Origin of the sequence: Allobosea spartocytisi (assembly GCF_014764685.1) — a bacterium.
GTDB classification, from domain to species: Bacteria; Pseudomonadota; Alphaproteobacteria; order Rhizobiales; family Beijerinckiaceae; genus Allobosea; species Allobosea spartocytisi.
Genome location: NZ_JACXWY010000001.1, coordinates 463,310 through 487,392 on the forward strand (window position 1 = coordinate 463,310; position 24,083 = coordinate 487,392).

Annotated in this window: 16 protein-coding genes; 2 read left to right on the forward strand and 14 right to left on the reverse strand. The window is 68.5% G+C overall.

What is annotated here, in order from left to right; all coding sequences use genetic code 11:
- Window positions 1-21: 21 nt before the first annotated feature.
- Together pepN and IED13_RS02315 are read left to right on the forward strand one after the other, a co-directional pair.
- Entirely contained in the window at window positions 22-2,667 is a 2,646-nt protein-coding gene (gene pepN / locus IED13_RS02310; RefSeq protein ID WP_191123238.1) for an aminopeptidase N, read from the forward strand.
- Window positions 2,668-3,086: 419 nt separating this feature from the next.
- The gene (locus IED13_RS02315; protein ID WP_248311135.1) at window positions 3,087-5,297 is read left to right on the forward strand and encodes a PAS domain-containing sensor histidine kinase; all 2,211 of its coding nucleotides are present in this window, start codon (window positions 3,087-3,089) and stop codon (window positions 5,295-5,297) included.
- Between the two features lie 49 nt (window positions 5,298-5,346).
- On the opposite strand, the gene IED13_RS02320 is transcribed toward IED13_RS02315, so the two are convergent.
- The 14 genes from IED13_RS02320 to IED13_RS02385 form a co-directional block, all read right to left on the reverse strand.
- Window positions 5,347-8,298: a bifunctional [glutamine synthetase] adenylyltransferase/[glutamine synthetase]-adenylyl-L-tyrosine phosphorylase gene (locus IED13_RS02320; protein WP_191123239.1), complete on the reverse strand. Its 2,952-nt coding sequence runs from the start codon at window positions 8,296-8,298 to the stop codon at window positions 5,347-5,349.
- A 205-nt stretch (window positions 8,299-8,503) separates the two neighbouring features.
- Window positions 8,504-10,006, reverse strand: a complete 1,503-nt coding sequence (locus IED13_RS02325; RefSeq protein ID WP_260368225.1) for a sensor histidine kinase — start codon at window positions 10,004-10,006, stop codon at window positions 8,504-8,506.
- Entirely contained in the window at window positions 9,990-10,673 is a 684-nt protein-coding gene (locus IED13_RS02330) for a response regulator transcription factor (RefSeq protein WP_038361458.1), read from the reverse strand. The genes IED13_RS02325 and IED13_RS02330 overlap by 17 nt, the downstream gene beginning before the upstream one ends.
- 266 nt (window positions 10,674-10,939) lie before the next feature.
- Entirely contained in the window at window positions 10,940-12,118 is a 1,179-nt protein-coding gene (locus IED13_RS02335) for a trypsin-like peptidase domain-containing protein (protein ID WP_112763437.1), read from the reverse strand.
- Window positions 12,119-12,239: 121 nt separating this feature from the next.
- Window positions 12,240-12,704, reverse strand: a complete 465-nt coding sequence (locus IED13_RS02340; RefSeq protein WP_133561946.1) for a cytochrome c-type biogenesis protein — start codon at window positions 12,702-12,704, stop codon at window positions 12,240-12,242.
- A 5-nt stretch (window positions 12,705-12,709) separates the two neighbouring features.
- A complete protein-coding gene (locus IED13_RS02345) occupies window positions 12,710-14,686 on the reverse strand; it encodes a heme lyase CcmF/NrfE family subunit (RefSeq protein ID WP_191123240.1) in 1,977 nt (658 codons plus the stop codon).
- 7 nt (window positions 14,687-14,693) lie between these two features.
- Window positions 14,694-15,155 carry a cytochrome c maturation protein CcmE gene (ccmE, locus tag IED13_RS02350; protein WP_133562605.1) on the reverse strand — a complete coding sequence of 154 codons (462 nt, stop codon included), beginning with the start codon at window positions 15,153-15,155 and terminating at the stop codon, window positions 14,694-14,696.
- A 41-nt stretch (window positions 15,156-15,196) separates the two neighbouring features.
- On the reverse strand, window positions 15,197-16,300 hold the full coding sequence (gene ccmI / locus IED13_RS02355; RefSeq protein ID WP_191123241.1) for a c-type cytochrome biogenesis protein CcmI: 1,104 nt from the start codon (window positions 16,298-16,300) through the stop codon (window positions 15,197-15,199).
- A 65-nt stretch (window positions 16,301-16,365) separates the two neighbouring features.
- A complete protein-coding gene (locus IED13_RS02360; RefSeq protein ID WP_038361447.1) occupies window positions 16,366-17,748 on the reverse strand; it encodes an ATP-binding protein in 1,383 nt (460 codons plus the stop codon).
- Window positions 17,749-17,757: 9 nt separating this feature from the next.
- A complete protein-coding gene (locus IED13_RS02365; RefSeq protein ID WP_038361444.1) occupies window positions 17,758-18,426 on the reverse strand; it encodes a response regulator transcription factor in 669 nt (222 codons plus the stop codon).
- A gap of 39 nt (window positions 18,427-18,465) precedes the next feature.
- On the reverse strand, window positions 18,466-18,789 hold the full coding sequence (locus tag IED13_RS02370) for a PepSY domain-containing protein (protein WP_051987736.1): 324 nt from the start codon (window positions 18,787-18,789) through the stop codon (window positions 18,466-18,468).
- A gap of 63 nt (window positions 18,790-18,852) precedes the next feature.
- Window positions 18,853-22,770, reverse strand: coding sequence for a baseplate multidomain protein megatron (locus IED13_RS02375; RefSeq protein WP_191123242.1), 3,918 nt, complete (start codon window positions 22,768-22,770; stop codon window positions 18,853-18,855).
- Window positions 22,770-23,201 (reverse strand): NlpC/P60 family protein, encoded by a 432-nt coding sequence (locus tag IED13_RS02380; protein ID WP_112763432.1) that lies wholly within the window; start codon window positions 23,199-23,201, stop codon window positions 22,770-22,772. Before IED13_RS02380 ends, IED13_RS02375 begins: the two co-directional genes overlap by 1 nt.
- The gene (locus IED13_RS02385; protein WP_191123243.1) at window positions 23,198-24,079 is read right to left on the reverse strand and encodes a DUF2163 domain-containing protein; all 882 of its coding nucleotides are present in this window, start codon (window positions 24,077-24,079) and stop codon (window positions 23,198-23,200) included. The genes IED13_RS02380 and IED13_RS02385 overlap by 4 nt, the downstream gene beginning before the upstream one ends.
- Between the last annotated feature and the right edge of the window lie 4 nt (window positions 24,080-24,083).

Genomic DNA, 24,083 nt, shown 5'->3' on the forward strand with positions numbered 1-24,083 from the left:
ACCTCCGCCATCAGGGTTTCCATGCGTACCGAAGATGCTCCGCTGATCCGCCTCGAGGATTACCGCCCGTCCGACTGGCTGATCGACACGGTCGATCTCGACATCGGCCTGCACCCGACGAAAACGCGGATCCGCTCGCTTTTGGCCTTGCGCCCGAATCCGGCCGGGCAAACCGACGCGCCGCTGGTGCTGGACGGCGACGAGCTCGTCCTGAAAACGATCAGCCTCGACGGTACGCCGCTGGACGCTTCCGCCTATACGGCCACGCCGCAGACGCTGACGCTCCACGCGCCGCCGCGGGGCGGCTTCACGCTGACCATCGAGACGGAAATCGACCCCTCCGCCAACACCAAGCTGATGGGACTCTACCGGTCATCCAAGGTGTATTGCACGCAGTGCGAGGCGGATGGTTTTCGCCGCATCACCTATTTCCTCGACCGGCCCGACGTGATGAGCGTCTATACCGTCCGGCTGGAGGCGGCGAAGGCGGAGGCGCCCGTGCTGCTCTCCAATGGCAACCTCGTCGCCACCGGCGAGGTGCCGGGCAGCGACCGCCATTTTGCGATGTGGCACGACCCGCACCCCAAGCCGGCCTATCTCTTCGCGCTGGTCGGCGGCGCGCTCGACCATGTCCGGCAGGATTACGTCACGGCCGATGGCCACAAGGTCGAGCTTGCCGTCTATGTCGAGCCGGGCAAGGCGGGACGCGCCGGCTGGGCCCTGGACTCGCTCGTGCGCTGCATGCGCTGGGACGAGCAGGTCTTCGGCCGCAACTACGATCTCGACGTGTTCAACGTCGTCGCCGTGTCGGATTTCAACATGGGCGCGATGGAGAACAAGGGCCTCAACATCTTCAACGACAAATACGTCCTGGCCGATCCGCAGACCGCGACGGACGGCGACTACGCCTCGATCGAGGCGATCATCGCGCATGAGTATTTCCACAACTGGACCGGCAACCGCATCACCTGCCGCGACTGGTTCCAGCTCTGCCTGAAGGAGGGCCTCACCGTCTTCCGCGACCAGGAATTCTCTTCCGACGAGCGCTCGCGTCCGGTGAAGCGCATCGCCGATGTCCGCACGCTGCGCTCGACCCAGTTCTCGGAGGATGCCGGCCCCCTCGCCCACCCGGTCAGGCCGCGCGCCTACAAGGAAATCAACAACTTCTACACGCCGACGGTCTACGAGAAGGGCGCTGAGGTCATCCGCATGCTCAAGGTCCTGATCGGCGACGACGCCTTCAAGCGCGGCATGGACCTCTATTTCGAGCGCTGCGACGGCACGGCCGCGACGATCGAGGAATTCCTCGCCTGCTTCGCAGAGACCTCAGGCCAGAACCTCTCCCATTTCGCCCGCTGGTATGAACAGGCCGGCACGCCGACCATCGTCGCCTCCGGCCGTTACGATGCGGCGGCGCGGCGCTACACGCTCGAGCTGGCACAGAGCACGCCGCCGACGCCGGGCCAGAGCGAGAAGCAGCCGATGGTGCTGCCGATCAAGCTCGGGCTGGTCGGCAGCCAGGGCGACCTGCCGCTCAAGACGCAGTCCAATGCCTATGCCGGGGATGGACTCGTCATCCTCGACGGCCCCTCGCTCTCGATCAGCTTCGACGGCATCGCCGAGCCGCCGATCCCCTCGCTGCTGCGCGGCTTCTCCGCACCGGCGCGGCTGGAGCTCGACCTCGCGGACGCCGATCTCATCAGGCAATTCTCGGCCGACAGCGATTCCTTCAACCGCTGGCAGGCCTTGCAGAGCATCGCGACGCGCGCCCTCGTCACCGCCGGCAGGCCGGACTCCGGTCCCGGCACCCTCCCCGCGACCGCCGCCGAACTCGGCCGGGCGCTCGACGGCTTCCTGCAGGCGGATGCGCTGGCGGACCCTGCCTTCGCGGCGCAGGTGCTGCGCCTGCCGGCGCCGGCCGACATCGCCCGCGAGATCGGCAGGGATGTCGATCCGGATGCGATCTTCGCCGCCCACCGCGCCCTGTCGACCGCCATCGGGACAGCGCTGCTGCCGCGGCTGCCCGGCTTGCGGCAGGCGCTTGAGACGAAAGGCCCCTACAGGGCGGACGCCGCCTCGGCCGGGCGACGGGCGCTGCGCAACGAACTGCTCGGGCTTACCGCGCTGGCAGCGCCGGAGGACGGCGCGGCGCTGTGCGAGCAGCAATTCGAGACGGGCGACAACCTGACCGACCGGCTGGCGGCGATGGCCGCGATGACGCTGATCCCCGGCGAGCGGCGCGAGCAGCTCATCGCACGCTTCGCGGCAGCCTATGCGGGCGAGCCGCTGGTCCTCGACAAGTGGCTGATGGCGCAGGCCCTCATCGCCGAGCCGGAGACGCTGGAGCGGGTCAAGCGGCTGATGCAGCACCCGGCCTTCTCGCTCGGCAACCCGAACCGCGTGCGCGCGCTGATCGGCGGCTTCGCGGCCAATCTGACCCAGTTCAACCGTGCCGATGGCGAGGGCTATGGCTTCGTCGCCGACATCGTCGTGGCGCTGGACCGGACGAACCCGCAGGTCGCCTCGCGCCTGCTCGGCTCGTTCAAGAGCTGGCGCATGCTGGAACCCGGCCGCCGGCGCCTGGCGCGGGAGGCTCTCGGCATGGTGGCGCGCACGCAGAACCTGTCGCGCGACGTCTCCGATATCGCCGAAAGGGCGTTGGCGTAAAAAGGCTCCGTCATGCTCAGGCTTGACCCGAGCACCCCTTAAACCGGAGCGCTCTGGAACGCGCGTTGTCTGGTCCCGTACTTCTCGTGTGTGTGCTTCGCTCCACCCGAAAATGACGCCTTGGCGAGTCGTTAACGACGCCTCGCCCAAAAGGTTAACGTTCGATTACCCGCACAAGATTCATTCGCGTATTCGCCACAACCAGAAGGCGAATTCTGCTGCCTTGACTCAACTCAGAGCTAGACAAATCGAGTCGCGCGGATTCAACTGACGGTGATTCGCGGGGATGCGGCACGTCTCCCGATCTTACTGTCGGTAAAGTATCCGAAGGGGGACCGGGCATGTCGCGTGCCAACGCGGAGTGCGCATCTGCGCGCGCCGATACGATTCTGGGTGTAGCACGGTCGCTGACCCATCCGTTGTATCAGCGTTTCGAGAGCTTCGAGCCCACCTTCCGCACGGCGATCCCCGTGCTCGTCGGCCTCTTCATCGTCATCCTCAGCGCCGGCGCCGCCATCCAGACGGCGGCCCTGCGCGACGACGCGCTGATCAACGCCACGGGCGAGATGGAGGTGATCTCGGCACTGATCGCCCGCGAGCTCGACAACGGCACGCAATCTGGCAAGGAGCCGACCGCCGTTCTCGCGACGATCGCCTCGAAGCATCTCGCCCCCCATGGCCGCATCGTCCATGTCAGCGGCGCCGACGGCCGCGTCCTCGCCAGCGAACCCGCAATCGGCCAGACGCCGCGCACACTGGTCGACTTCCTCGGCCAGGCCCAGCCGCTCACCGTGTTCGGCGACCGCGCCGGGGTGATGCGCATCACTCCGCCCGGTGGCCCCGAGGTCCTCGCCATCGTCCGCAACCTCGCAGGCCCGCTTGGGCAGGTGGCGGTGCTCCAACCCGTCTCGCGCGCCCTCTCGATCTGGCAGGACCGGCGCAACAGCCTCACCATCCTCTTCGGCTCCGCCGGCCTCGTCCTGGCGATGACGACGCTCGCCTTCATGCTGCAGTCGAAGCGCGCCAGCGCCGCCGATCAGGATTGCGACTGCGTGCGCGAGCGCATCGACACCGCGCTCAATCGCGGCCATTGCGGCCTGTGGGACTGGGACCTCGCGCGCGGCCGCATCTACTGGTCGGATTCGATGTACGCCCTGCTCGGCTACGACCGCCGCGGCGAGTACATGTCCTTCGGCGAGGTGATGAGCTTCATCCATCACGAGGATGTCGATCTCTACGCCCTGGCCGATGCGATCAGCCGCGGCGAGACCAGCCATATCGACCAGGATTTCCGGGTCCGCAACGTCCATGGCGAGTGGATCTGGCTGAAGGCCCGCGCCGAGCTCGTCGTCGATCGCCGCACCCACTCGCATCATCTCGTCGGCATCGTCGTCGACATCTCCGAGCAGCGCCGCATGGCCGAGCGCACCGCCACCGCCGATGCCCGCCTGCGCGACGCGGTCGAGGCGATCTCGGAAGCCTTCGTGCTTTGGGATTCGGAAAACCGGATCGTGCTCTGCAACGCGAAATACCAGCAGCTCCACCAGCTCTCGCCCGAGGCGCTGCAACCCGGCACCAGCCATGACGAGATCATGGCGATGAGCGCCCAGCCCCATATCGACCGCGAGCCGATGCGCGCGCAGCGCGGCGCAGCCTCCTACGAAGCCCGCCTTTCCGATGGGCGCTGGCTGCAGATCAACGGGCGGCGCACCAAGGACGGCGGCTCGGTCTCGGTCGGCACCGACATCACCAAGCTCAAGCAGCAGGAAGAGCGGCTGACGCAGTCCGAGCACCAGCTCCTGATGCATGTCACCGACCTCAAGGCCTCGCGCCAGAAGCTGGAGGCGCAGGCCCAGCAGCTCGCCGACCTCGCCGAGCGCTATCTGGAGCAGAAGGCTGCGGCCGAGAGCGCCAACCGCGCCAAGTCCGAATTCCTCGCCAATATGAGCCATGAGCTGCGCACGCCGCTCAACGCCATCATCGGCTTCTCCGAGATCATGGAGAACGAGATGTTCGGCCCGCTCTGCGACAAATACACCGACTATGTCCGCGACATCCGCTCTAGCGGCGGTTATCTGCTCGGGATCATCGACGACGTCCTCGACATGTCGCGCATCGAATCCGGCAAGATGCGGCTGGAGCGCAGCGAGATTTCACTCGGCCCGGTGCTCGACGAGGCCATCCGCAAGGTCCAGCCGGAACTGGAGCGCAAGCAGCTCTCCTTCACCCTCGAAGGACCGACCGCCACCCATATCGACGCCGATCCGCACGCGCTCTACCAGATCCTCGGCAATTTGCTCGACAACGCCGTCAAGTTCACGCCGGAAGGCGGGCGCATCGCGGTGCGCACCCGCCATGTGCCGGGCGCCCTCAACATCTTCATCGAGGATACCGGCATCGGCATCCCCAAGGAGAAGATCGACCGGGTCGGCCGCCCCTTCGAACAGGTCGAAGGCGATCTGGTGCGCAGCTACAAGGGCTCGGGCCTTGGGCTTGCCATCGCCCGCTCGCTCACCGAGCTGCATGGCGGCTCGCTCAGGCTGCGCTCCGCCATCGGCGCCGGCACCATCGTGATGGTCCACCTGCCGCTCGACGGCGGGGTCGGGCGGGTCACGGCACAGGCGGCGTAGGTCACCTCATTCCGGGGTACGCCGCAGGCGCGAGCCCGAGAATGACGCCTTAGGCCCGCGCCTGCCCCAGCACACGGGTGAAGATGGCCCGGACGCCGGCCCTCACCTCATCCAGCTCCGCCTTGAGCACCTTGGCATCCGGCCGCCCGACGGCCGTCGCGATCCGCCGCAGCACGCGGGCCGGCACGGCCTTGGGGTCGAAGGCTTCCTCGACGGTGAAGCGCTGCCAGAGCTGAACGTCGCCGATCAGGCGATGCGCCTCCAGCAGGGCCGAGGCATCGGCCTCCGAAAGCAATCCCGCAGCACGCGCGGCCGCGAAGACGGACGCCGTATCGTTGACGATCAGCGACGGATGCTCGCTGGCATAGGCGAGCAGCAGGAACTGGGCGAGGAAGTCGAGATCGGTGATGCCGCCGGCCGCGAGCTTCAGATCCCAGGGGTCCTTCTCGCCCTTCTCCCTGGCGATCAGCGCCCGCATCTCGGCGACGGCGGCCGCGACCTTGGCCGGCTCGCGCTTGCGCGAGAGGATCGCGCGGATCGAGGCTTCGGCGCGCCTTGCCAATCCGGCATCGCCGGCGACGACGCGGGCGCGCGTCAGCGCCATCTCCTCCCAGATCTCGGCCTCGCCCGTATGATAGCTCTCGAAACCGGCGAATTGCGTCGCCGCAGGGCTCTTGTTGCCGGTCGGGCGCAGGCGCATGTCGACCTGATAGAGCGTGCCGCGCCGCGTCGGCACGGTCAGCGCCGCGACGAGGCGCTGGGTGAAACGGACATGCCAGGTCACCGGATCGAGGCTCCTGGCGCCGTCGCTTGGCCCGGCATCGTCCGGCCGGTCGTACAGCAGGATCAGATCGAGATCGGATGAAGGCGTGAGTTCGCCCGCGCCGAGCCGCCCAAGCCCGAGCACGACAGTCTCCGCCCCTTCGATCACCCCGTGATCCGCCGCAAAGGCCGAGCGCGTATCGGCAAAGGCGACGCGCAGGCAGGCTTCCGCCACGGCGCAATAGGCCTGCCCCGCCCCTTGCGCCGGGTAGACGCCGGAAAGAAGCCGCGCGCCGACCAGGAAATTCTCCTGCCGCGCCGCGTCGCGCAAACGGTCGAGCCCGTCCTCGACGCTGGGCGGCGGCGAGCCGACATAGTTGCGGATGCGCCCTTCCAGCGCCGCGACATCGACCACCGCCTGACCGAAGGCCGGATCGATGACGCCGTCCAGAACATGCGGGTGCAAAGCCGCGACCTTGGCGAGACGAGGCGCGCTGCCGAGGATTTCCGCGAAAAGCGTCAGCAGGGAATCATGCGAGCGCAGCAGCGTCAGCAGCTCGATGGCCGCCGGCATCCGGACGAAGGCGTTGTCGAGATGGGCGAGCGCACCGTCGGGATCGGCAGTGCGGCCGAGCGCGACCAGCAGGGCCGGCGTGAGCTCCGTCAGCACCTCGCGGGCGCGGGCGCTGGTGACGGCCGGGCGACGGCCGAAATGCCAGCCGCGCACCGTCTCGGCCGCGGTCAGGGCATCGCGGAAGCCGAGCTTGCCCAGCGTGGTCATGGTCTCCGGATCGGGCTCCGAGCCGGTGAAGCTCAGCGTGCCGGCTTCGGCGGCAAGACTCGGCCCCTCCTCGAACAACAGGGCGTAGTGCCCCTCGATGCGCTTCGCATGAGCGGTCAGCGCCTTGCCGAAGGCCGCGGCATTGGCATAGCCGCAGAAGCGGGCGAAGGCGTCGAGCTCGCCGGCGGCCTTGGGCAAGGTCTGGGTCTGCTCGTCGTCACGCATCTGCAGGCGGTGCTCGACGGTGCGCAGCCAGCGATAGGATTCGGAGAGCTCGTCGCGCGCCTGCGGCGTGATCCAGCCTTCGTTCGTCAACTCCCCGAGCATGTCGAGGGTGCGCGGGCCGCGCAGAGCCGGGCGTCGGCCGCCGAAGACGAGCTGCTGGGTCTGGACGAAGAACTCGATCTCGCGGATGCCGCCGCGGCCGAGCTTCACATTGTGACCGGCGACGGCGATGGTCTCGTGGCCCTTTACCGTCTGGATCTGGCGCTTCATCGCATGGATGTCGGCGATGGTCGCGAAGTCGAAATATTTGCGCCAGATGAAGGGGGCGAGATCCCCAAGGAAGCGCTGGCCGAGCGCGATGTCGCCGGCGATGGGGCGCGCCTTGATCATGGCGGCGCGTTCCCAATTCTGGCCAACCGTCTCATAATAGGAATAGGCCGAGGGCAGCGAGACCGCGACATGGGTCGAGGCAGGGTCCGGCCTCAGGCGCAGATCGACGCGGAAGACGTAACCGTCCGGCGTGCGCTCCTGGATGATGCGGGCGATCTGCTGGGTGAGCTTGACGAAGAAGCTCGACGGCTCGCCCACGCCGGCCGCCTCCGCCGCCTCGGGATCGAAGAACACCACGATGTCGATGTCGGAGGAGTAGTTCAGCTCGCCGGCGCCGTGCTTGCCGAGCGCCAGGACGACGAGGCCGGAACCGAGACCGGGATTGGCGGGATCGGCGAGGTTGATCCGGCCGAGATCGGCGGCCTGGCGCAGGACGTGGTCGGTGGCGAGTTTCGTGGCCATATCGGCGGTCGCGGTCAGCGCCGCCGTCACCGTCTCGACGTCCCAGACGCCGCCGATATCGGCGAGCGCGATCAGCAGCGCCATGGCGCGGCGGAAGCGGCGTAACTCTCGCATCAGATCGGCCGTCTCGCAGCCGCCCGCACCGAATGCGGCCATGCCGGCGAGAAGCATGTCGCGACGCGCCTCCGGCGCTTCCGTCAAACTGGCGAGCAGGCCGGCGGGATCGAAGCGCATCACCTGGGTGAGGAAGGGGGAATGGGCGAGGATACCCGCCACCAGTGCCACCGAGCGCGGATGAGCGGCGAAATGCGCCTGCAGGGCTTGCGCCGCCGCTTCGTCATGGAGGCGCTCGATCAGCTCGCGCGCGAGCAGCGTCTCGGCCTTGGCCTTCGCCGGCAGGACCGGCGCCGCCTCCAGCCTGTCACAGAGCTGCCCCGTCATATCCACGTACTCCCCCTGCAACCGCCGAGCGCTCATCCGGACGCATGGCGATCGATGTCCTCGATTTCACATGAACCGCGTCGTCAACCCGGGCTTGACCCGGGATCCATCATAGAGCGTCGATGCCTCATGATGGATTCCGGACCGGCGCCGCTAGCGCGGCTTGTCCGGGGTGACGGCGCGGTTCATGTGAAATCAGCAGCCCCTAAAGCGACGGCACGCCAGCAGGGTTTGGCTCGGCTGTCGAGACGGCGGGGTCGGATGGCGTCGGCGTTTCCACAGGCTTGGGCGCGATGGCGGGCAGCGCGATGACGGTGCGCAGCCCCGGCGCATTGTCCTCCAGCCGGAGCTGGCCGCCATGGAGGCGCACGACTCCGGCCACCATCGACAGCCCCAGCCCGAAGCCGGGCTGGCTGCGGCTGGCGTCGAGCCGGACGAAACGGTCGAGCACGCGGCCACGATCTTCCTCCGGAATGCCCGGTCCGTGATCGGACACCGAAAGCTCGATATCTGCGTCCATGCGGCGGGCGGCGACGGTGACAACCGCTTCCCCACCCGATTCCGGCCGGCCATATTTCAGGGCATTGTCGACGAGATTGGCGAGGGCCTGGCCGATCAGCTCGCGATTGCCGAAGACATGGAGGCCGGGCGCGACATCGCCGACAAGCGTCAGCCCCGCCTCCTCCGCCAGCGGCTCGTAGAGCTCGGCGACCCCCGAGACGATCTCGGAAAGGTCGAGATCGTCCATGTTGTCGCTGATCCGGCCGGCTTCCAGCCGCGCGATCATCAGGAGCGCGTTGAAGACGCGGATGAGATTGTCGGCCTCCTCGATCGCCCCGTCGAGCGCGGCGCGCAACGCATCAGTCGACTTGGCGCTGCGCAGCGCCTCCTCGGCCTTGTTGCGCAATCGGGTCAGCGGCGTCTTGAGATCGTGAGCGATGTTGTCGGTGACCTGCTGCATGCCGGCCATCAGCTCGCCGATGCGGTCGAGCATGGCGTTGAGGTTGAGCGCCAGCCGGTCCAGCTCGTCGCCGGTGCCGGCGATGGCGAGCCGGCCCTTGAGGTCGCCCTCCATGATGCCATGCGCCGTCTCGCTCATGTCGTCGATGCGCCGGAGCACGCGGCGCGCCACGAACCAGCTCGCGAAGCAGCCGAGGATGAAGATCAGCGCCAGCGACCAGCCGATCGCCCGGCGGATCACCGTGCCGAGCCGCTCACGCTCCTCGACATCGCGGCCGACGAGCAGGCGGAAGCCCCCGGGCAGCACGAAGACGCGGACGATGGCATGGCTCGGCGTGTCGATCGCATCGCTCGTGCGGGCGTAGTCGATCTCGCTCTCGCCGGTCTTGTCGAGCGTGCCGGGCGGGATCGCCTCGACATTGCCGGCAACGCGCTCGCCGACCGGCGTCGTCACCAGATAGAGCGAGGCGCCGGGAGCGCGCGAACGCCGCTCGACGATGTTCACGAGCCGGCGGATGCCGCCCTGACGCGCCTGCTCGGCCAGGCCCTGGATCTCGGCGTCGATGGTCGAGCGGATCTGGTCGTTCAGCAGGCGCTGCGCGTTCCAGGCGACATAGCCGAGCACGAAGGCGGCGAAGAGCGCGAAGATGAGGAGGTAGACCGCCGTCAGCTTGAACGCCGTCGTGCGGAACAACGTCGGCAGGAAGTGCGGGCGCTTGCGCGGGGTGGGCTCAATGCGCGCTGTCACGAACCATGTATCCCGCGCCACGGACGGTATGGATCATCGCATGCTCGAAGCCCTTGTCGACCTTGGATCGCAAGCGGCTCACATGCACGTCGATGACATTGGTCTGGGGATCGAAATGATAGTCCCAGACATTCTCCAGCAGCATGGTGCGGGTGACGACCTGTCCGGCATGCTTCATCAGATATTCGAGCAGGCGGAACTCGCGCGGCTGCAGCACGATCTCGTGCCCCTCGCGCGTGACGCGGTGGGCGAGCCGGTCGAGCACGAGCTCGCCGGCGCGATAGGTCGTGGGCTCGGAGGCAGGGGCGCCGCGGCGGCGCGCCAGCACCTCGACGCGAGCGAGCAATTCGGAGAAGGCGTAGGGCTTCGGCAGATAGTCGTCGCCGCCGGCCCGCAGGCCCTTCACGCGGTCGTCGACCTGGGCGAGCGCCGAGAGGATGAGCGCCGGGGTCTCGTCCTTCTGCTCGCGCAGCGAGCGGATGAGGGAGAGGCCGTCGAGCCGGGGCAGCATGCGGTCGATGACCAGCACGTCATAACCGCCGCCCTCGGCCATGGCGTAGCCCTCGAGGCCGTCGGCGGCATGGTCGGCGATATGACCGACCTCGCGGAACGCCTTGGTCAGATAGGCCGCAGCCTCGGCATCGTCTTCTACGATCAGGAGTCGCATGGGGGACATTGTAGCCCAATCTCCGAGCAGGCTGCACGTCATTGCGAAGGCAACGAGGCAATCCGGGGAACGCGGCGCCATGCCGCTGCGGGGGCCTCGGCGGCCGCACCGCCCCGCCAGGACGGGGACGCACCCGACCCAGACCCGACCACGACGGGTCCGACAACAAGAAACGGCAGGCCGGAGGATACGCATCCGGCCTGCCGCTGCGACAGCTGGTCCCTCGGCTGGGGCGACAGGAAACCGAAGGGACCCGCCTGCCTCGTTCAGGCCGCGGGCTGGCGGCCGACCTCGAAGGTCACGTCACGTGACTTGCCTTCGCGGAACAGGGTGATCGTGGCCTTGGTGCCGGGCGCGAAATTCGCGATCTTGCGCGACAGGTCGCGGGCGTCCTTGACCGCCTCGCCGTTGAGGGCCGTGATCGTGTCACCGCGGCGGATGCCCGCCTTGGCGGCCGGGCCATTGCCCTGCGCCTCGGCGACGAGCGCGCCCTGGGCGTCCTTCAAGCCGATCGCATCGGCCATCTCGCTGGTGACAGGCTGGATCTGCACGCCGATGAAGCCGCGCGCCACCTTGCCGTCCTTCTTGAGCTGGTCGACGACCTGCTTGACCGTCGAGGCGGGAATCGCGAAGGCGATGCCGACATTGCCGCCCGAGGGCGAGTAGATCGCGGTGTTGACGCCGACGACCTCACCGTTGCCGTTGAAGGTCGGGCCGCCCGAATTGCCGCGGTTGATCGGCGCATCGATCTGCAGGAAGTCGTCATAGGGACCCGAGCCGATATCGCGACCCTGGGCCGAGACGATGCCGGCCGTGACCGTGCCGCCGAGACCGAACGGATTGCCGATCGCCAGCACCCAGTCGCCGATACGCGGCTTGCTGTCGGAGAGCTTCACATAGGGGAAGTCACCGCTGTCCTTGACCTTGAGCAGGGCGAGATCGGAGCGCGGATCGGTGCCGACGACCTTGGCTTCCAGCGTCTTGCCGGCATCGGTGACGAGCTGAACGTCGACCGCATGCTCGACGACGTGGTTGTTGGTCACGACATAGCCGTCCTGGCTGACGAAGAAGCCGGAGCCCTGCGCCATGCCGATCTGCGGCTTGGGCTTGCTCTGGCGACCGCCCTCCTGATCACCGAATTCGCGGAAGAAGCGGCGGAGCTGCGGCGGCAGATCATCGAGGCTCTGCTGATCGGAGGCAGCGGCGACCTCGGTCTTGACGCGCACCGAGACGACGGCCGGCTTCACCTTGTCGACGAGGTCGGCGAAGGAGGGAAGCTGGGTCTGGGTGCCGGAGAGCTCGATCGGCTGCGCGAAAGCGAGGTCGTTCTGCAGGAAGGCGCGGTCGGCGATGCCGGCAGCGAGGCCGATGCCGAGAATGGCAGTCCCGGCCAGAAGGGCGCCGCGGCGCAGGAAGGTCTTCTTCGGGGTGATTTGTGTCGTCATGGCTTGAACCTCGTGGAGCGACAGGGTTTTCCCTGCTCGTGACGAGGACCATGAGGCCCGGCGCCTTACGTGGCTTTGGCCTGAAGATGACGATTTCGTAAGGTTGGCGGCCGGCTTCGGCTCAATCCCGCTCGCCCTGCAGGAGCCGGTCGAGGCGCTGCCGTTCCTCTTCCGTCAGGCGGGGAGCGGCCTCGGAGGGCGGGGCCACGCGGCGGAGCCGCCAGACGAAGGCCGCCCCGCCCAGGAGGATCAGGAAGGGCGCCGTCCAGAGCAGGAGCGTGTGCAGGTTGAATGGCGGGCGCAGCAGGACGAACTCGCCATAGCGCGCCACGACGAAGTCGATCACGGCCTTGTCGCTGTCGCCGGCGGTGAGCCGCTCGCGGACGAGGAGCCGCAGATCGCGCGCCAGCGGGGCATTGGAATCGTCGATCGACTGGTTCTGGCAGACCAGGCAACGCAAACCGCCCGAAATCTCTCGCGCGCGCTGCTCGAGGGCGGGATTCTTCAGGATTTCGTCGGGCTGGACGGCACGGGCCGCCGGCTGGACGAGGCAGAGAAACGCCAGGGCAAGCAGCAGGCTGCGCATCGGCTTCACTCCGCCGGCTGCGCGGCCGCGACGGGCGCCGCGCGACGCGGGGCCGCCAGGCGGAAGCGGCGGTCGGTGAGGGACAGGCCTCCGCCCAGCGCCATGACGATGGCGCCGATCCAGATCAGCAGGATCAGGGGCTTGTCGTAGAGCCTGACGGCGAGGCCGTCATCCTGTGCCTCGCCGAGGCTGACATAGGCCTGGCTCAGCCAGTCCGTGCGGATGCCGGCCTCCGTCGTCGGCATCGCGCGGGCCGTGTAGACCCGCTTCGAGGCCTCCAGTGGCGCCAGTTCGCGATCTCCCGAGAAAAGCTGGAAACGCGCCACCTCGGCCCGGAAATTCGGCCCGGTCCGGGGCACCACGGATTCGAGCATGACCGTGTAGCGCCCGGCGGTCAGGCGCTCGCCGGGTTTCAACACCGCGATGGCCTCGCTGCTCCAGGCCGCGGCCGCGATGCCGATGATGCTGAGCCCGACGCCGGCATGCGCCAGCGCCGTGCCCCAGGCCGAGCGCGGCAGGCCCTTCGCCCGCGACAGCATCGCCGGCCAGCCGCTCGCCCGGGCGACGACGCGCTCGCCAAGGTCGAAGCCGGCGCCGAGCACCAGGAAAACACCGAGACCGACGCCCAGCGGCGCCAGCACCGGGCCACCGCGCGTGAAGGCGATCAGCGACAGCGCCGCGACGACCGCGAGGCCGCAAGCGACCGCGTTGCGCTGCGCCGCGCCGAGCAGGTCGCCGCGCTTCCAGGCGAGCGACTGACCGATCGGCAGAAGCAGAAGCAGCGGCACCATGACCGGCACGAAGGTGGCGTTGAAGAAGGGCGCCCCGACCGAGATCTTGTCGCCGGTCGCCATCTCCAGCGCCAGCGGATAGAGCGTCCCGACGAAGACGGTGGCGCAGGCCGTCGCGAGGAAGATGTTGTTCACGACGAGCGCGCTCTCGCGTGACACAGGCGCAAACAGGCCGCCTTGCCGCAGGAGCGGCGCCCGCCAGGCGAAGAGCGCGAGCGAGCCGCCAACGAAAAAGACCAGAATCAGCAGGATGAACAGGCCACGCGCCGGGTCGGTGGCGAAGGAATGGACCGAGGTCAGCACACCCGAACGGACGATGAAGGTGCCGAGCAGGGAGAGCGAGAAGGTCAGGATCGCGAGCAGGATCGTCCAGACCTTCAGCGCATCGCGCTTCTCCATCACCACGGTCGAGTGGATCAGGGCGGTGCCGGCGAGCCAGGGCATGAAGGAGGCGTTCTCGACCGGGTCCCAGAACCACCAGCCGCCCCAGCCGAGCTCGTAATAGGCCCAATAGGAACCCATCGCGATGCCGAGCGTCAGGAAGACCCAGGCCAGCAGTGTCCAGGGCCTGACGGCGCGTGCCCACATCGCGTCGATCCGCCCGTCGATCAAGGCGGCGACGGCGAAGGCATAGGTCATCGAGAAGCCGACATAGCCGACATAGAGCAGCGGCGGATGGATCGCGAGGCCGAGATCCTGCAGGATGGGGTTGAGGTCCTGCCCTTCCGCTGGCGCCGGCACGAGCCGCCGGAACGGGTTCGAGGTGAACAGCATGAAGGCGAGGAAGGCCGCTGCGACCAGCCCCTGCGCCGCCAGCGCTCCGGCGCGCAGGCGCGGCGGCAATGACCGGTGCGAGACGGCCACCAGCGCACCGAACAACGTCAGGATGAGCACCCAGAGGAGCAGCGAGCCCTCGTGATTGCCCCAGACGGAGGTGAGTTTGTAGATCAGCGGCTGGGCGGAGTGCGAATTCTCGAAGACGTTGGCGACCGAGAAATCGGAGCGGACATAGGAGGTGACCAGCGTCGCGAAGGACAAGGCGACCAGTCCGAAGCTGACGAGAGCGGCGCTCGCGCCGACCGCGGCCAGCGCGCGGTCCTGCCGCGACAGCCCCCAGAGCGGCACCAGCGCCTGGATGACCGAGACTCCGAATGCGAGAGCCAGCGCGTAATGTCCGATCTCGACGATCATGCCGGGCTCACGGCTTCACCGGCGCGGCCGCGCCGGCCTCGCCCTGCCAATGCCCCTGCTTCTTGAGGGTGTCGGCGACTTCGCGCGGCATATAGGTCTCGTCATGCTTGGCGAGCACCGAATCCGCCTTGAAGCGACCGGCGCCCTCGAAGACGCCTTCCGTCACCACGCCCTGCCCTTCCCGGAACAGGTCCGGCAGAAGCCCGTCATAGCTGACCTTCACGGTGCTCTTGCCGTCGGTCACCGCGAAGGCGACACGCTGGCCCGGCCCGCGCTGGACGGAACCGTTCTCGACCAGCCCGCCGAGCCGCATGCGCGTGCCGGGCATGACGCCCTTTTCGGCGATCTCGGTCGGTCCGTAGAAGAAGACGATGGTGTCGCGCATGGCGAAGAGCACCAGCCCGGCGGCGAGCGCGAGCACGGCCCCGGCCGCCGCGATGATCGTCAGGCGGCGCTGCTTGCGGGTCACGCGCCGCTTCGGCGGGCGCAGCGGCGTGGTCTGAGCGGCCGTCATGGCTTGACCTCCTTCAGGTCCAGCTCATCGGCCAGAGCGTCGAGCGCCGCAAGGGCGGCGGCGTCCTGTCCCAACCTTTCGCGCGCCGTCCGGGCGGCTTGCGACGCCTCGGCCTTCTCGCCAAGCGCCGCTCGCGCCCGGATCAGGCGCGACCAATCGGCCAGCGTCCCGCCACCGGCGCTCAGCCGTTGCGCGAGGCCGTCCACCATGCCCTTGATCGCCTGCGCGCGCTCGGCATCGGGCAGGGCCGCGATCGCATCGCCCTTCGCCTGCGCCTCCAGCCGTGCCAGCCGATCGCGCACCGGCGCCGTCCAGTTGGCATCGGGCGGCGCGCCGGCCAGAAGCTCGTTCAGAGAGGCGATTGCGCCCGGCGCATCGCCGTCCTGTTCCTTGGCCAGAGCAAGATAATACAGCGCCCGTACATTCTTCGGATCGCGTTTCACGGCCTCGGCAAAGGCTTCGCGGGCAGAGGCCGTGACGACCCCTTCCGCAGCGAGCGTGCGGGCTTCACCGAGACCGGCGAACAGATTGGGATCCGGCTTGCCGTTGCGCATGGCCGCAGCAAAAGCATTGGCGGCGTCGTCATAACGCCCCTGCCTGAGATAGATCGGCGCGATCAGCGACCAGCCCTTCGTGTCGGTCGGATTGGCGGCGAGATGCGCTTCCATGCGTGCGAAGACGACGGCGAAGTCCTGCTGCGGGCCAGCCTGCTCGAGGCGCGCCGCGAGCGGCTGGTCGGGATTATCGGGCGAGCCGTAGATGCCGTAGATCAGCAGCGCGAGCAGGGGCACGACCGAGAGCATCAACGCGGAACTCGCGCGGCGGCGGCGCAGCGATGGCTCCGTCTCGCCGGCCGGGGCGACTTCGTCTCCGGCCACGCGCAGCAGGCGCCGCGCCGCCTCGGCCCGCGCCGCGTCTGCCTCGCCCGCAGCGATCAGGCCGCGAGCCATGTCGCGGTCGATCTCGCCAAGCTGTGACCGATAGAGGCTCCTGGCGTCGGCCGTGTCGGCGAAGCCCGGAACCTGCCCGCGACTCAGCGGCCAGAGCAGGGCGAAAATCGCCGCTCCCGTCATCACCGCAAAGACCGCCCAGATCATCATCGGGTGTTCTTAACCAATTGGACCGTCCGGTTCATGGTGACAAAGGGTCACGCGACCCTCTCACGCTACACGGCGGGGAGAGCCAGGCGTGCCCGCAAGCCGCCGAGCGGTGAGCGATACAACGTCAGGTCGCCGCCATAAAGCTTGGCGAGATCGACCACGATCGACAGGCCGAGACCGGAGCCGGGCGTCGTCTCGTCGAGCCTGCGGCCGCGCTTGATCACCTCGGCCATCGCCTCCTCCGGCAGTCCGGAGCCGTCGTCGTCGATGAGCAGCGCCATGGACTTGCCGGGACTGCCCGTGCCGGCCTCCAGCGAGACCTCCACCTTGGCATCGGCCCATTTGAAGGCGTTGTCGAGCAGGTTGCCGAGCATCTCCTCGAAATCCTGCTTCTCGCCGCGAAAGCGCAACCGGGCGGGCACGGAGTGGCTGCCCTGGATGGCGCGCTCCTGGGAGATCTTCATGAAGGTCCGCAGCAGCGCTTCGAGCGAAGGCGCCACCTCGGTCACGCCGCCGAGCGCCCCCGAAAGCGCCGCAGCGCGCGCGCGATCGAGATAGTACTGGACCTGGTCGCGCATCACGGCGGCTTGCGTCCTCACGGTCTGCGCCAGATGCGCCTCGCCCACCCCGGCCTCGGCATCGTTCATCATCACGCTGAGCGGGGTCTTGAGGGCATGGGCGAGATTGCCGACCTGCGTGCGGGCCCGCTCCAGAATCTCCTGGTTGGTGTCGATGAGCTGGTTGAGCTCGCCGGCGAGCGGCGCAAGGTCCGGGGGATAGTCACCGACGATGCGCGGGTTCTCGCCCGTCCTGACGGCGCCGACGGCAGCGCGCAGCCGAACAAGCGGGCGCAGGCCGAAGCGGACCTGCACCAGCGTCGAAGCGACCAGGATCAGGCCCAGCAGCACGAAGGTCATCGTCAACGCCAGGCGGAAATCCTGGATGTCGCCCTCGATCTCGTCCGCCGGAGCGGCGACGGCGACGGTGAAGCGGCCGTCCTCGCCGACATCGATCTCGCGTTCGAGAACCCGCAGCATGCGGTCGTCGGGGCCGGAGACATAGCTTTCGCGCAGGCCACGGCTATTGGGTGCAAGTCCTTGATCGAGCAGCTTGGGCAGTTGCCCTCCGACCAGCGAGCGGGAGGAGCGGACGTTCGGCCGGTCGCCGTCGAGCCGCGTGATCTGCCAGTACCAGCCGGTCAACGGGAGATCGAAGCGCGGCTCGCCGAGGTCGCCGATCGTCTGGCGCTCGGTCTCCGGCGGCGCGGCGAGATCGGCAACGAGCTGCTTGATGTAGACCGAAAGCCGCTCGTCGAAGCCGCGCTCGGCCGAACGGCGATAAAAGGCGGTGAGGCTGAGGCCGGCGACGACCAGGATCAGGATGCAGCAGAATGCCGCCGAGAGAAACAGCCGCGCTCCCAGCGAATAGCGATGGGATTTGAACGGCATGTGCCGGGATCAGACCTTTTCCGGAGCGGCGGCGATATAGCCGAGCCCGCGGACGGTCTCGATGATCTCGACGCCGAGCTTCTTGCGCAATCGGCCGACGAAAACCTCGATGGTGTTGGAGTCGCGATCGAAATCCTGATCGTAGAGATGCTCGACCAACTCGGTGCGCGAAACCACCCTGCCCTGATGGTGCATGAGATAGGAGAGCAGCCGGTATTCGTGGGAGGTCAGCTTCACCGGGTTGCCGTCGACGACGACGCGGCTCGCCCGCGTATCGAGCCTAACCGGCCCGCAGACGAGCTCGGAGGTGGCATGGCCGGCGGCCCTGCGCAGCAAAGCGCGCACCCGCGCCAGCAGCTCCTCGACATGGAAGGGTTTGACGACATAGTCGTCGGCGCCGGCGTCGAATCCGCCGACCTTGTCGCTCCAGCGGTCGCGTGCCGTCAGGATCAGCACCGGCATGGTCTTGCCCGCCCGGCGCCAGCCCTGCAGCACCGCGACGCCATCGACCTTGGGCAGGCCAAGGTCGAGGATGACGGCGTCATAGGGCTCGGTCTCGCCGAGATAGAGCCCCTCCTCGCCGTCGAAAGCCTTGTCGACGGCATAGCCCGCATTCTCAAGCGCCGTCACGATCTGGCGGTTGAGGTCCTTGTCGTCCTCGACGACGAGCAGTCTCACGGTCTGTTCGCTCCCGTTTGCGGGTTTATCCGGCCGGTGTCAGCGGATGGTGGCCACCTTGCCGGATTGTCCCTCCAGCGTCACGCGTGCGACCTTGCCGTCACGCTTCAACGTCGTCACGACATACACGAATTCCTCGCCTTGCCGACAGAGCCGAATGCGGACGACCTCGCCCGGCGCCGCATGGCGCGCGTGGCGGGAGGCCTCGGCGGGCTGGATCACCCTGCCATCGGCGACGGCGTCGCGCATCTCGTCGGAGGACAGACAGGAAATCGGCGCTTGGTCGTCGATGCGAACGATAGGGGCCGGCGAGGAAGCCAGAAGCGCAAAGGCAAGAAGGGGTTCGACCGGCATCATCGTCATGACTTAGCCCCGCGCGCCTGAATGCGCCATGAATGCCCGGTCCATTCCACAACCCAGGCGAGGTCAGACCACCGCGACATGTCCACGCCATTCCTGCCCGGGGCCGACCGCCCCGCCAAGCTGGCGCACCGAAAGCGAGATTTCGCTCCGCGGTCCGCCGAAATCGAGATTCTCCTGCTCCGTGGGATAATGCCAGCCCGCTTCGTTCACGGTTGCGCTACGAACCGCGATGTCCCCATCGAGAATAGCGACGAGGTAGCGCTCGTTTTCCTCGCCGAGCGGCACCTCCGCCAGATCCCAGGAATCACCCTCGACGCGCGTTCGCCGCAGCCAACTCAACGCGATGCCGGCTTCGGTGCGCCTCGCCCGGACGCGCACCGGCGATAGCGGCAGCAGCGCCGACCCTTCGACATCGGCGGAAAACTCCACCATCGTCGGATCGCCGACATCCTGCCGCGCCGGGCCGACCCTGTAGCGCAGCGTCCGATGGAGATCGGCGAGATCGCTGGTCAGGGCGACGGCCGAGCCGTCGAGCACCACGACCCGCGCGCCCGCCGCCAGGTGACGTTGCGCGGCCGCTTCCGAACCGCCGAGCCCGCGCAGGAAGCCCGACAGGCGGAAGCGCTGCCGCCCGATCAGCTCGACCTGAGAGACGGTGACGAGCTCGATGCCACCCGCCTCGTCGATCAGGGCGAGCGCGTTGGCCCCGGCGAGAGCGCTCTCGGCCGGGACGGAAGACAGCACACCGCCCCGCAGCTTCACCTCCAGAACCGCGTGCCGGTCGCTGCGCCAAAGCGGTCCGGCCGGAAGGTCGGTCAGCGTCTCACCCACGATCGAGGGGGCCTCGACGAAGCCCGCGAGATCGAAGAGGCCGGTATCCCCGGCCCGCCAGATCGCCAGCGCTCCGGGCCAGGGCGCCGCGAAAGCGGCCAGGGAGAGCAGCGCCGGCGGCTGTCCTGTCACGATCGGCAGCGCAAGCGGCACTGCGAGAGGCCGTCCGGGCAGGGGTGGCGGCAGCCGCGGCGGCCGGTCGCCTCCCTTGATACCGGCGGTCCGATAAATCGCCGGCTCGACCAACCGCGCCGCGATGCGTCGGGTGGGCCCGTCGGCAATGCGGGTAATCCGGAAAAGACGGTCGCTCCCCTCCACCGGCAAGGCGACGACATCGCCCGGCTCAAGGTCGAGGCAGCGGGGCGAGACCTCGCATTCGAGCGTCTCTCGCGCTGCCCAGGCCTCCTGCAGGCGCTGGTCGGCGAGGCGCTGGCCTTCCGCCATGCGCGTGACGATCGCCGTCTCGACCGCGACCTCGCGCCGGGCGGCGCCGGCGAGGCGGCGCGAGCGCGCGGCGGCGCTGCGATAGCCGTTCTCGCCGTCGCTGAAGCCAAGCCGCAATTCGAGCGGCAGCTCCGTCTCCTGCATGCGCCTGAGGGCGAAAGGCTCACCGTCACGGTCGAGAATCAGATCGTTCGAGCCGAGCCGGCGCGACACGGCGCCACCCCTGCCCTCGAAGCGCAAAGCGCCTGAGCTCATCACCGCATCGAAGCCGAAGGTCTGGGCGAGTGGCTCCAGCGCCTGCCGGGCCGAGAGCGGCCGGTCGAGCAGATAGCCGTCGAGAAAGCCGTCCACGACGATCCGGTCGGCGGGCGGCAAGCCGAAATCGGCCAGCAGCTTCGCCACGAGACGATCGGCCGGCGTGCCTTCGAGGCGGCCGTTGAGCCAGTGGCCGGTCTCGAAATTGCTGCCATCGGCCCAGATGCCGCCGAGATCGGGAAAGGCGGGAAACGGCCGCGCATCCCAGTTCCAGACGAAGATATGCGCCGGGTCGACCATGCGGATGCCGCTGACCGGGTGGACCGGATTGCGCGCGGCCTCGAAGCCGGTGCGGGCCGGATCAAAGCCGGAAATGATCGCCTCCAGGGCGCGGGCCTGCACGAGATCGTCGCGCGCTCCGCTCGAGAACGGCGGCACGCCACCCTCGTCCGACCTAGCATCCGGAAAGACATTCGGTGCGTTCGCACCCTTGTCCACCGCGGGCACGCCGATCTCGGTCAGCCAGATCGGCTTGGCGCCGGCCACGAAAGCGGTCGCGCCGGTCTCCACGCCGCCGGCGCGACGGATATGGGGATGGCTCCACCAGCCGACGAGGTCCTTCGGGCGGAACAGCCAGGGCTTGCCATAGGCGCCGTCGGTGATCGGCAAACGCTCCTGCGCGGCCCGTCCGGCCTCGTCGGCGTAATACCAGTCATAGGCTTCGCCCGACATCAGACGCCCGCGCAGATAGGCGAGATCGGCCGGGCCGCGTGCGATGGCGGCATCGGCATGCGCGGCGGAATCGCGCCAATCGGAGAGCGGCGGATAATAGTCGATGCCGATGGCGCCGATGGCGGGCGAGGCCCAGAGCGGATCGAGCGGGAAGTCGATATCCTGCCCGCCATTGCGGACATCGGCGCCGTATTCGGTCCAATCGGCGGCATAGGTCAGCGTCGTCGCCGGCAGGATCGTCCGCACATCCTCGGCGATCGCGACGAGATGCCCGGTCATCGGATAGCCGCTCGCATCGCGCAGGCGCGTCAACCCGATCAATTCCGAACCGATGACGAAGCCTTCGACGCCGCCCGCCGCCTGCGCCAGCATGGCGCAGTGCATGACCAAGCGGCGATAGGACCATTCGTCCGGCTTGGCGCAGGAAACGGCGCTGCCGGCCGCGCTCATGTCGGCGGGGGCGACGGTGCCGACGAAGGCCGCGACCTGCGCCGCCGTGCCGGAGGTTCCATCCGGAGTGCCGGGTCGGCCCGGGGCGGGATCGCAGGTGAGGCGACCGCGCCAGGGATAGCGCGGCTGGCTGGCCGCTCCCGAATGCGGATCCGGCAGGCCGTTGCCGGCGGGGATATCCATCATCAGGAAGGGATAGAGCACCACCTCCAGCCCGTGGTCGAAGCGCAGGCGGCGGATCAGCGCGATCACGCTCTCGTCCGAGGGTGTTCCGCCGAAGGCCGGGCGGCCTTCGATCTGGCTGACCGGACGGGCCGAAGCGCGGCTCAGCCCCGCAACGGACCACTCCGCGCCGACAGTCGGCTTATGCGCGACCTCGACGCGAGGCGCGACGCTGCAGGAGCCGGCGCGCAGATCGTCGCCGAACCAGGAGACGACGAGCGAAACACGCCTGAGATTGGGGCAAAGCGCGACGAGATGGCCGATCGCGGTATCGACATCCGCGCCGCCATAGAGCTGGTGGCGCGTCAGGCTTTCGGTGACGCCGGCCTCGGGCTCGTGGCTGACCGGCCGGATGTCGTAGACGAATTCGCTGGCGCCGGGAGTCAGCGCGACGGCGCGGATCATGGCGCCCAGGCCATCCACCGCGCGCACGACCTCGAAATCGAATTGCGGGATGCGGTTGCCGTAATCGGCCAGCGGAAAGCGCTCGAAGACGACATAGGCGAGCCCGCGATAGGCCGGCGCCTCGCCCGCCTCCTTGGCGGCGATGAGCGGGTCGGGTTCCTGTGCCTCATGGCCGTGGTGGAGGCGCATCACGACCGTGCTCACGTCGAGCTCGCGGCCGTCGACCCAGATGCGGCGGATGAAGGCGATCGGCCCCTCGCAGAGGCCGATCGCGAGGTTCGCGTAGTAGCTATAGGTCGTCTCGTAGGTCTTCTGCGCGCGTCCGCCCTTGCCGCCGCTCTTGGTCCGGTCGATCGAAAGCTTGATCTCCTCCTCGAAGCGCGTCGCCCAGATGAGCTGCCCTCCCAGCCGCGCCCGGCCATAGAGACGCGGAATCGCCGCGCCTTCCGTTGCCGCGAGGCCGTTGACCTCCTTCAGCCGCGGCCCCTCGACGATCTTGTTACCGCCCGAGCCGCCGAGCCAGGCCTGGTCGATGGTCGCGCCTGCGAGACCGCCGAGCGCCTGGCCGATGGCTCCGCCCACCGGCCCACCCAGCGCCGTGCCGAGCGCCGCGCCCGCCACCTGCAAAAGAAGCGTCGCCATCAGTCGCTGACTCCGGGAAAGGAAAAGGCATGGCTCAGATGGCGCCGCCACCAGCCAGTGAAGGCCACCTCGGCGACGGCCGCGCCGTCATGGGCGTGGATGATGCGATCGGGAGCGCTCAGGATGGCGCAATGCTTGGCCGGCAGATGCTCGCGCCAGCGGAAGAGCAGCACGTCACCCGGCCGCACCGCCTCCGGCACGACCGGCGCGAGGTGGCGCAACGCCGCCAGCGCCAGCGTCTCCCGGCCCAGGCTCTCGGCCCAGCTCGGCGAATAGGGCGGCGGCGCTTCCGGCTCGGGTCCGCACAGCTCGCGCCAGACGCCGCGCACCAGCCCCAGGCAGTCGCAGCCGACGCCACGCAGCGAAGCTTGGTGATGATAGGGCGTTCCCAGCCACTCCCGTGCGGCGGCGACGATCTCGTCCCGTTTCATCGAAACAGGCTCCCGCCATCGAGGGCGCCGTCGCCCGGCCGGACACCGCCGATGATGAAGTCGGAGGTCGGCATATGCGGGAAGCCGCGGAAATTGACGCCGTTGCCGAACTTCGCCCGGCAGGTCGCAAAGCTCTTGTCGCAACCCGGCGTCACGCTGAACGCGTCTCCGGGAGCAATCGCTGCGGGGGCCGCCTGCCAGAGCTGGAACACCGCCAGGCTTCCTTCCCGGCCATGGCGCTTCACCTCGGTGGCGAAGCCGGCATTGGCTCCGGCGGTGAAGACGAGCCGGCCGCCGGTGAAATGGCCGTCGGCATAAGCCCCGATCCCCTCCGCGGAGAGCGCGAGGCGGCCGTCGCTCTCCGCCACGACCGCCTCGACCACCGCTATTGCGAGGCCACAGCGGGCATCGCCTAGATCGGCCGAGCAGGAGCGCATATAGAGCCGACCGCGCTCCTCGTCGAAGGCCTTGGCGAAACTGCGGACCTCGGCCGTGAAACCGCTTTCGCCCCGCCTGACCTCGCCGACGAAGCCTTCGTCGAGCAGCACGCGCTGGCCGGTTTCCGACCAGTTCACCAGCCAGATCCGCAGACGCGCATCGTCGTAGAGGCCGCGCGCCAAATCGGCCTCGTTCAGCCCGGTCGCGGCGAGCGCACCGGCGACATCGCCACCGCCGATGGCGAAGCCGAGCTCGGCTGTGGCCTCTGCCGCCTCGAGTCCGGTCACGGCGGCGAAGGCGATACCCTCGAAAGTGAGCGGCCGGTCGTGGTCGGTGAAGCCAAGGACGAGACCGTCGCGCCGTGTCAGGCTCCAGCAGCGGCACAGCGTCGTCGCGCCGCCTTCGAGATGAGCGGCAAGGTTGGGCGGGATATCGCGCATGGCG

Bases quoted from the DNA above. Each gene is read 5' to 3' on its own strand.
- IED13_RS02360 (WP_038361447.1), bottom strand. From the start codon at position 17,748: ATGCCGTTCAAATCCCATCGCTATTCGCTGGGAGCGCGGCTGTTTCTC.
- ccmI (WP_191123241.1), bottom strand. From the start codon at position 16,300: ATGATGATCTGGGCGGTCTTTGCGGTGATGACGGGAGCGGCGATTTTC.
- IED13_RS02330 (WP_038361458.1), bottom strand. From the start codon at position 10,673: ATGCGACTCCTGATCGTAGAAGACGATGCCGAGGCTGCGGCCTATCTG.
- IED13_RS02375 (WP_191123242.1), bottom strand. From the start codon at position 22,770: ATGGCGACGCTTCTTTTGCAGGTGGCGGGCGCGGCGCTCGGCACGGCG.
- IED13_RS02345 (WP_191123240.1), bottom strand. From the start codon at position 14,686: ATGATCGTCGAGATCGGACATTACGCGCTGGCTCTCGCATTCGGAGTC.
- IED13_RS02335 (WP_112763437.1), bottom strand. From the start codon at position 12,118: ATGACGACACAAATCACCCCGAAGAAGACCTTCCTGCGCCGCGGCGCC.
- IED13_RS02320 (WP_191123239.1), bottom strand. From the start codon at position 8,298: ATGACGGGGCAGCTCTGTGACAGGCTGGAGGCGGCGCCGGTCCTGCCG.
- IED13_RS02385 (WP_191123243.1), bottom strand. From the start codon at position 24,079: ATGCGCGATATCCCGCCCAACCTTGCCGCTCATCTCGAAGGCGGCGCG.
- IED13_RS02340 (WP_133561946.1), bottom strand. From the start codon at position 12,704: ATGCGCAGCCTGCTGCTTGCCCTGGCGTTTCTCTGCCTCGTCCAGCCG.
- IED13_RS02380 (WP_112763432.1), bottom strand. From the start codon at position 23,201: ATGAAACGGGACGAGATCGTCGCCGCCGCACGGGAGTGGCTGGGAACG.
- pepN (WP_191123238.1), top strand. From the start codon at position 22: ATGCGTACCGAAGATGCTCCGCTGATCCGCCTCGAGGATTACCGCCCG.
- IED13_RS02370 (WP_051987736.1), bottom strand. From the start codon at position 18,789: ATGACGATGATGCCGGTCGAACCCCTTCTTGCCTTTGCGCTTCTGGCT.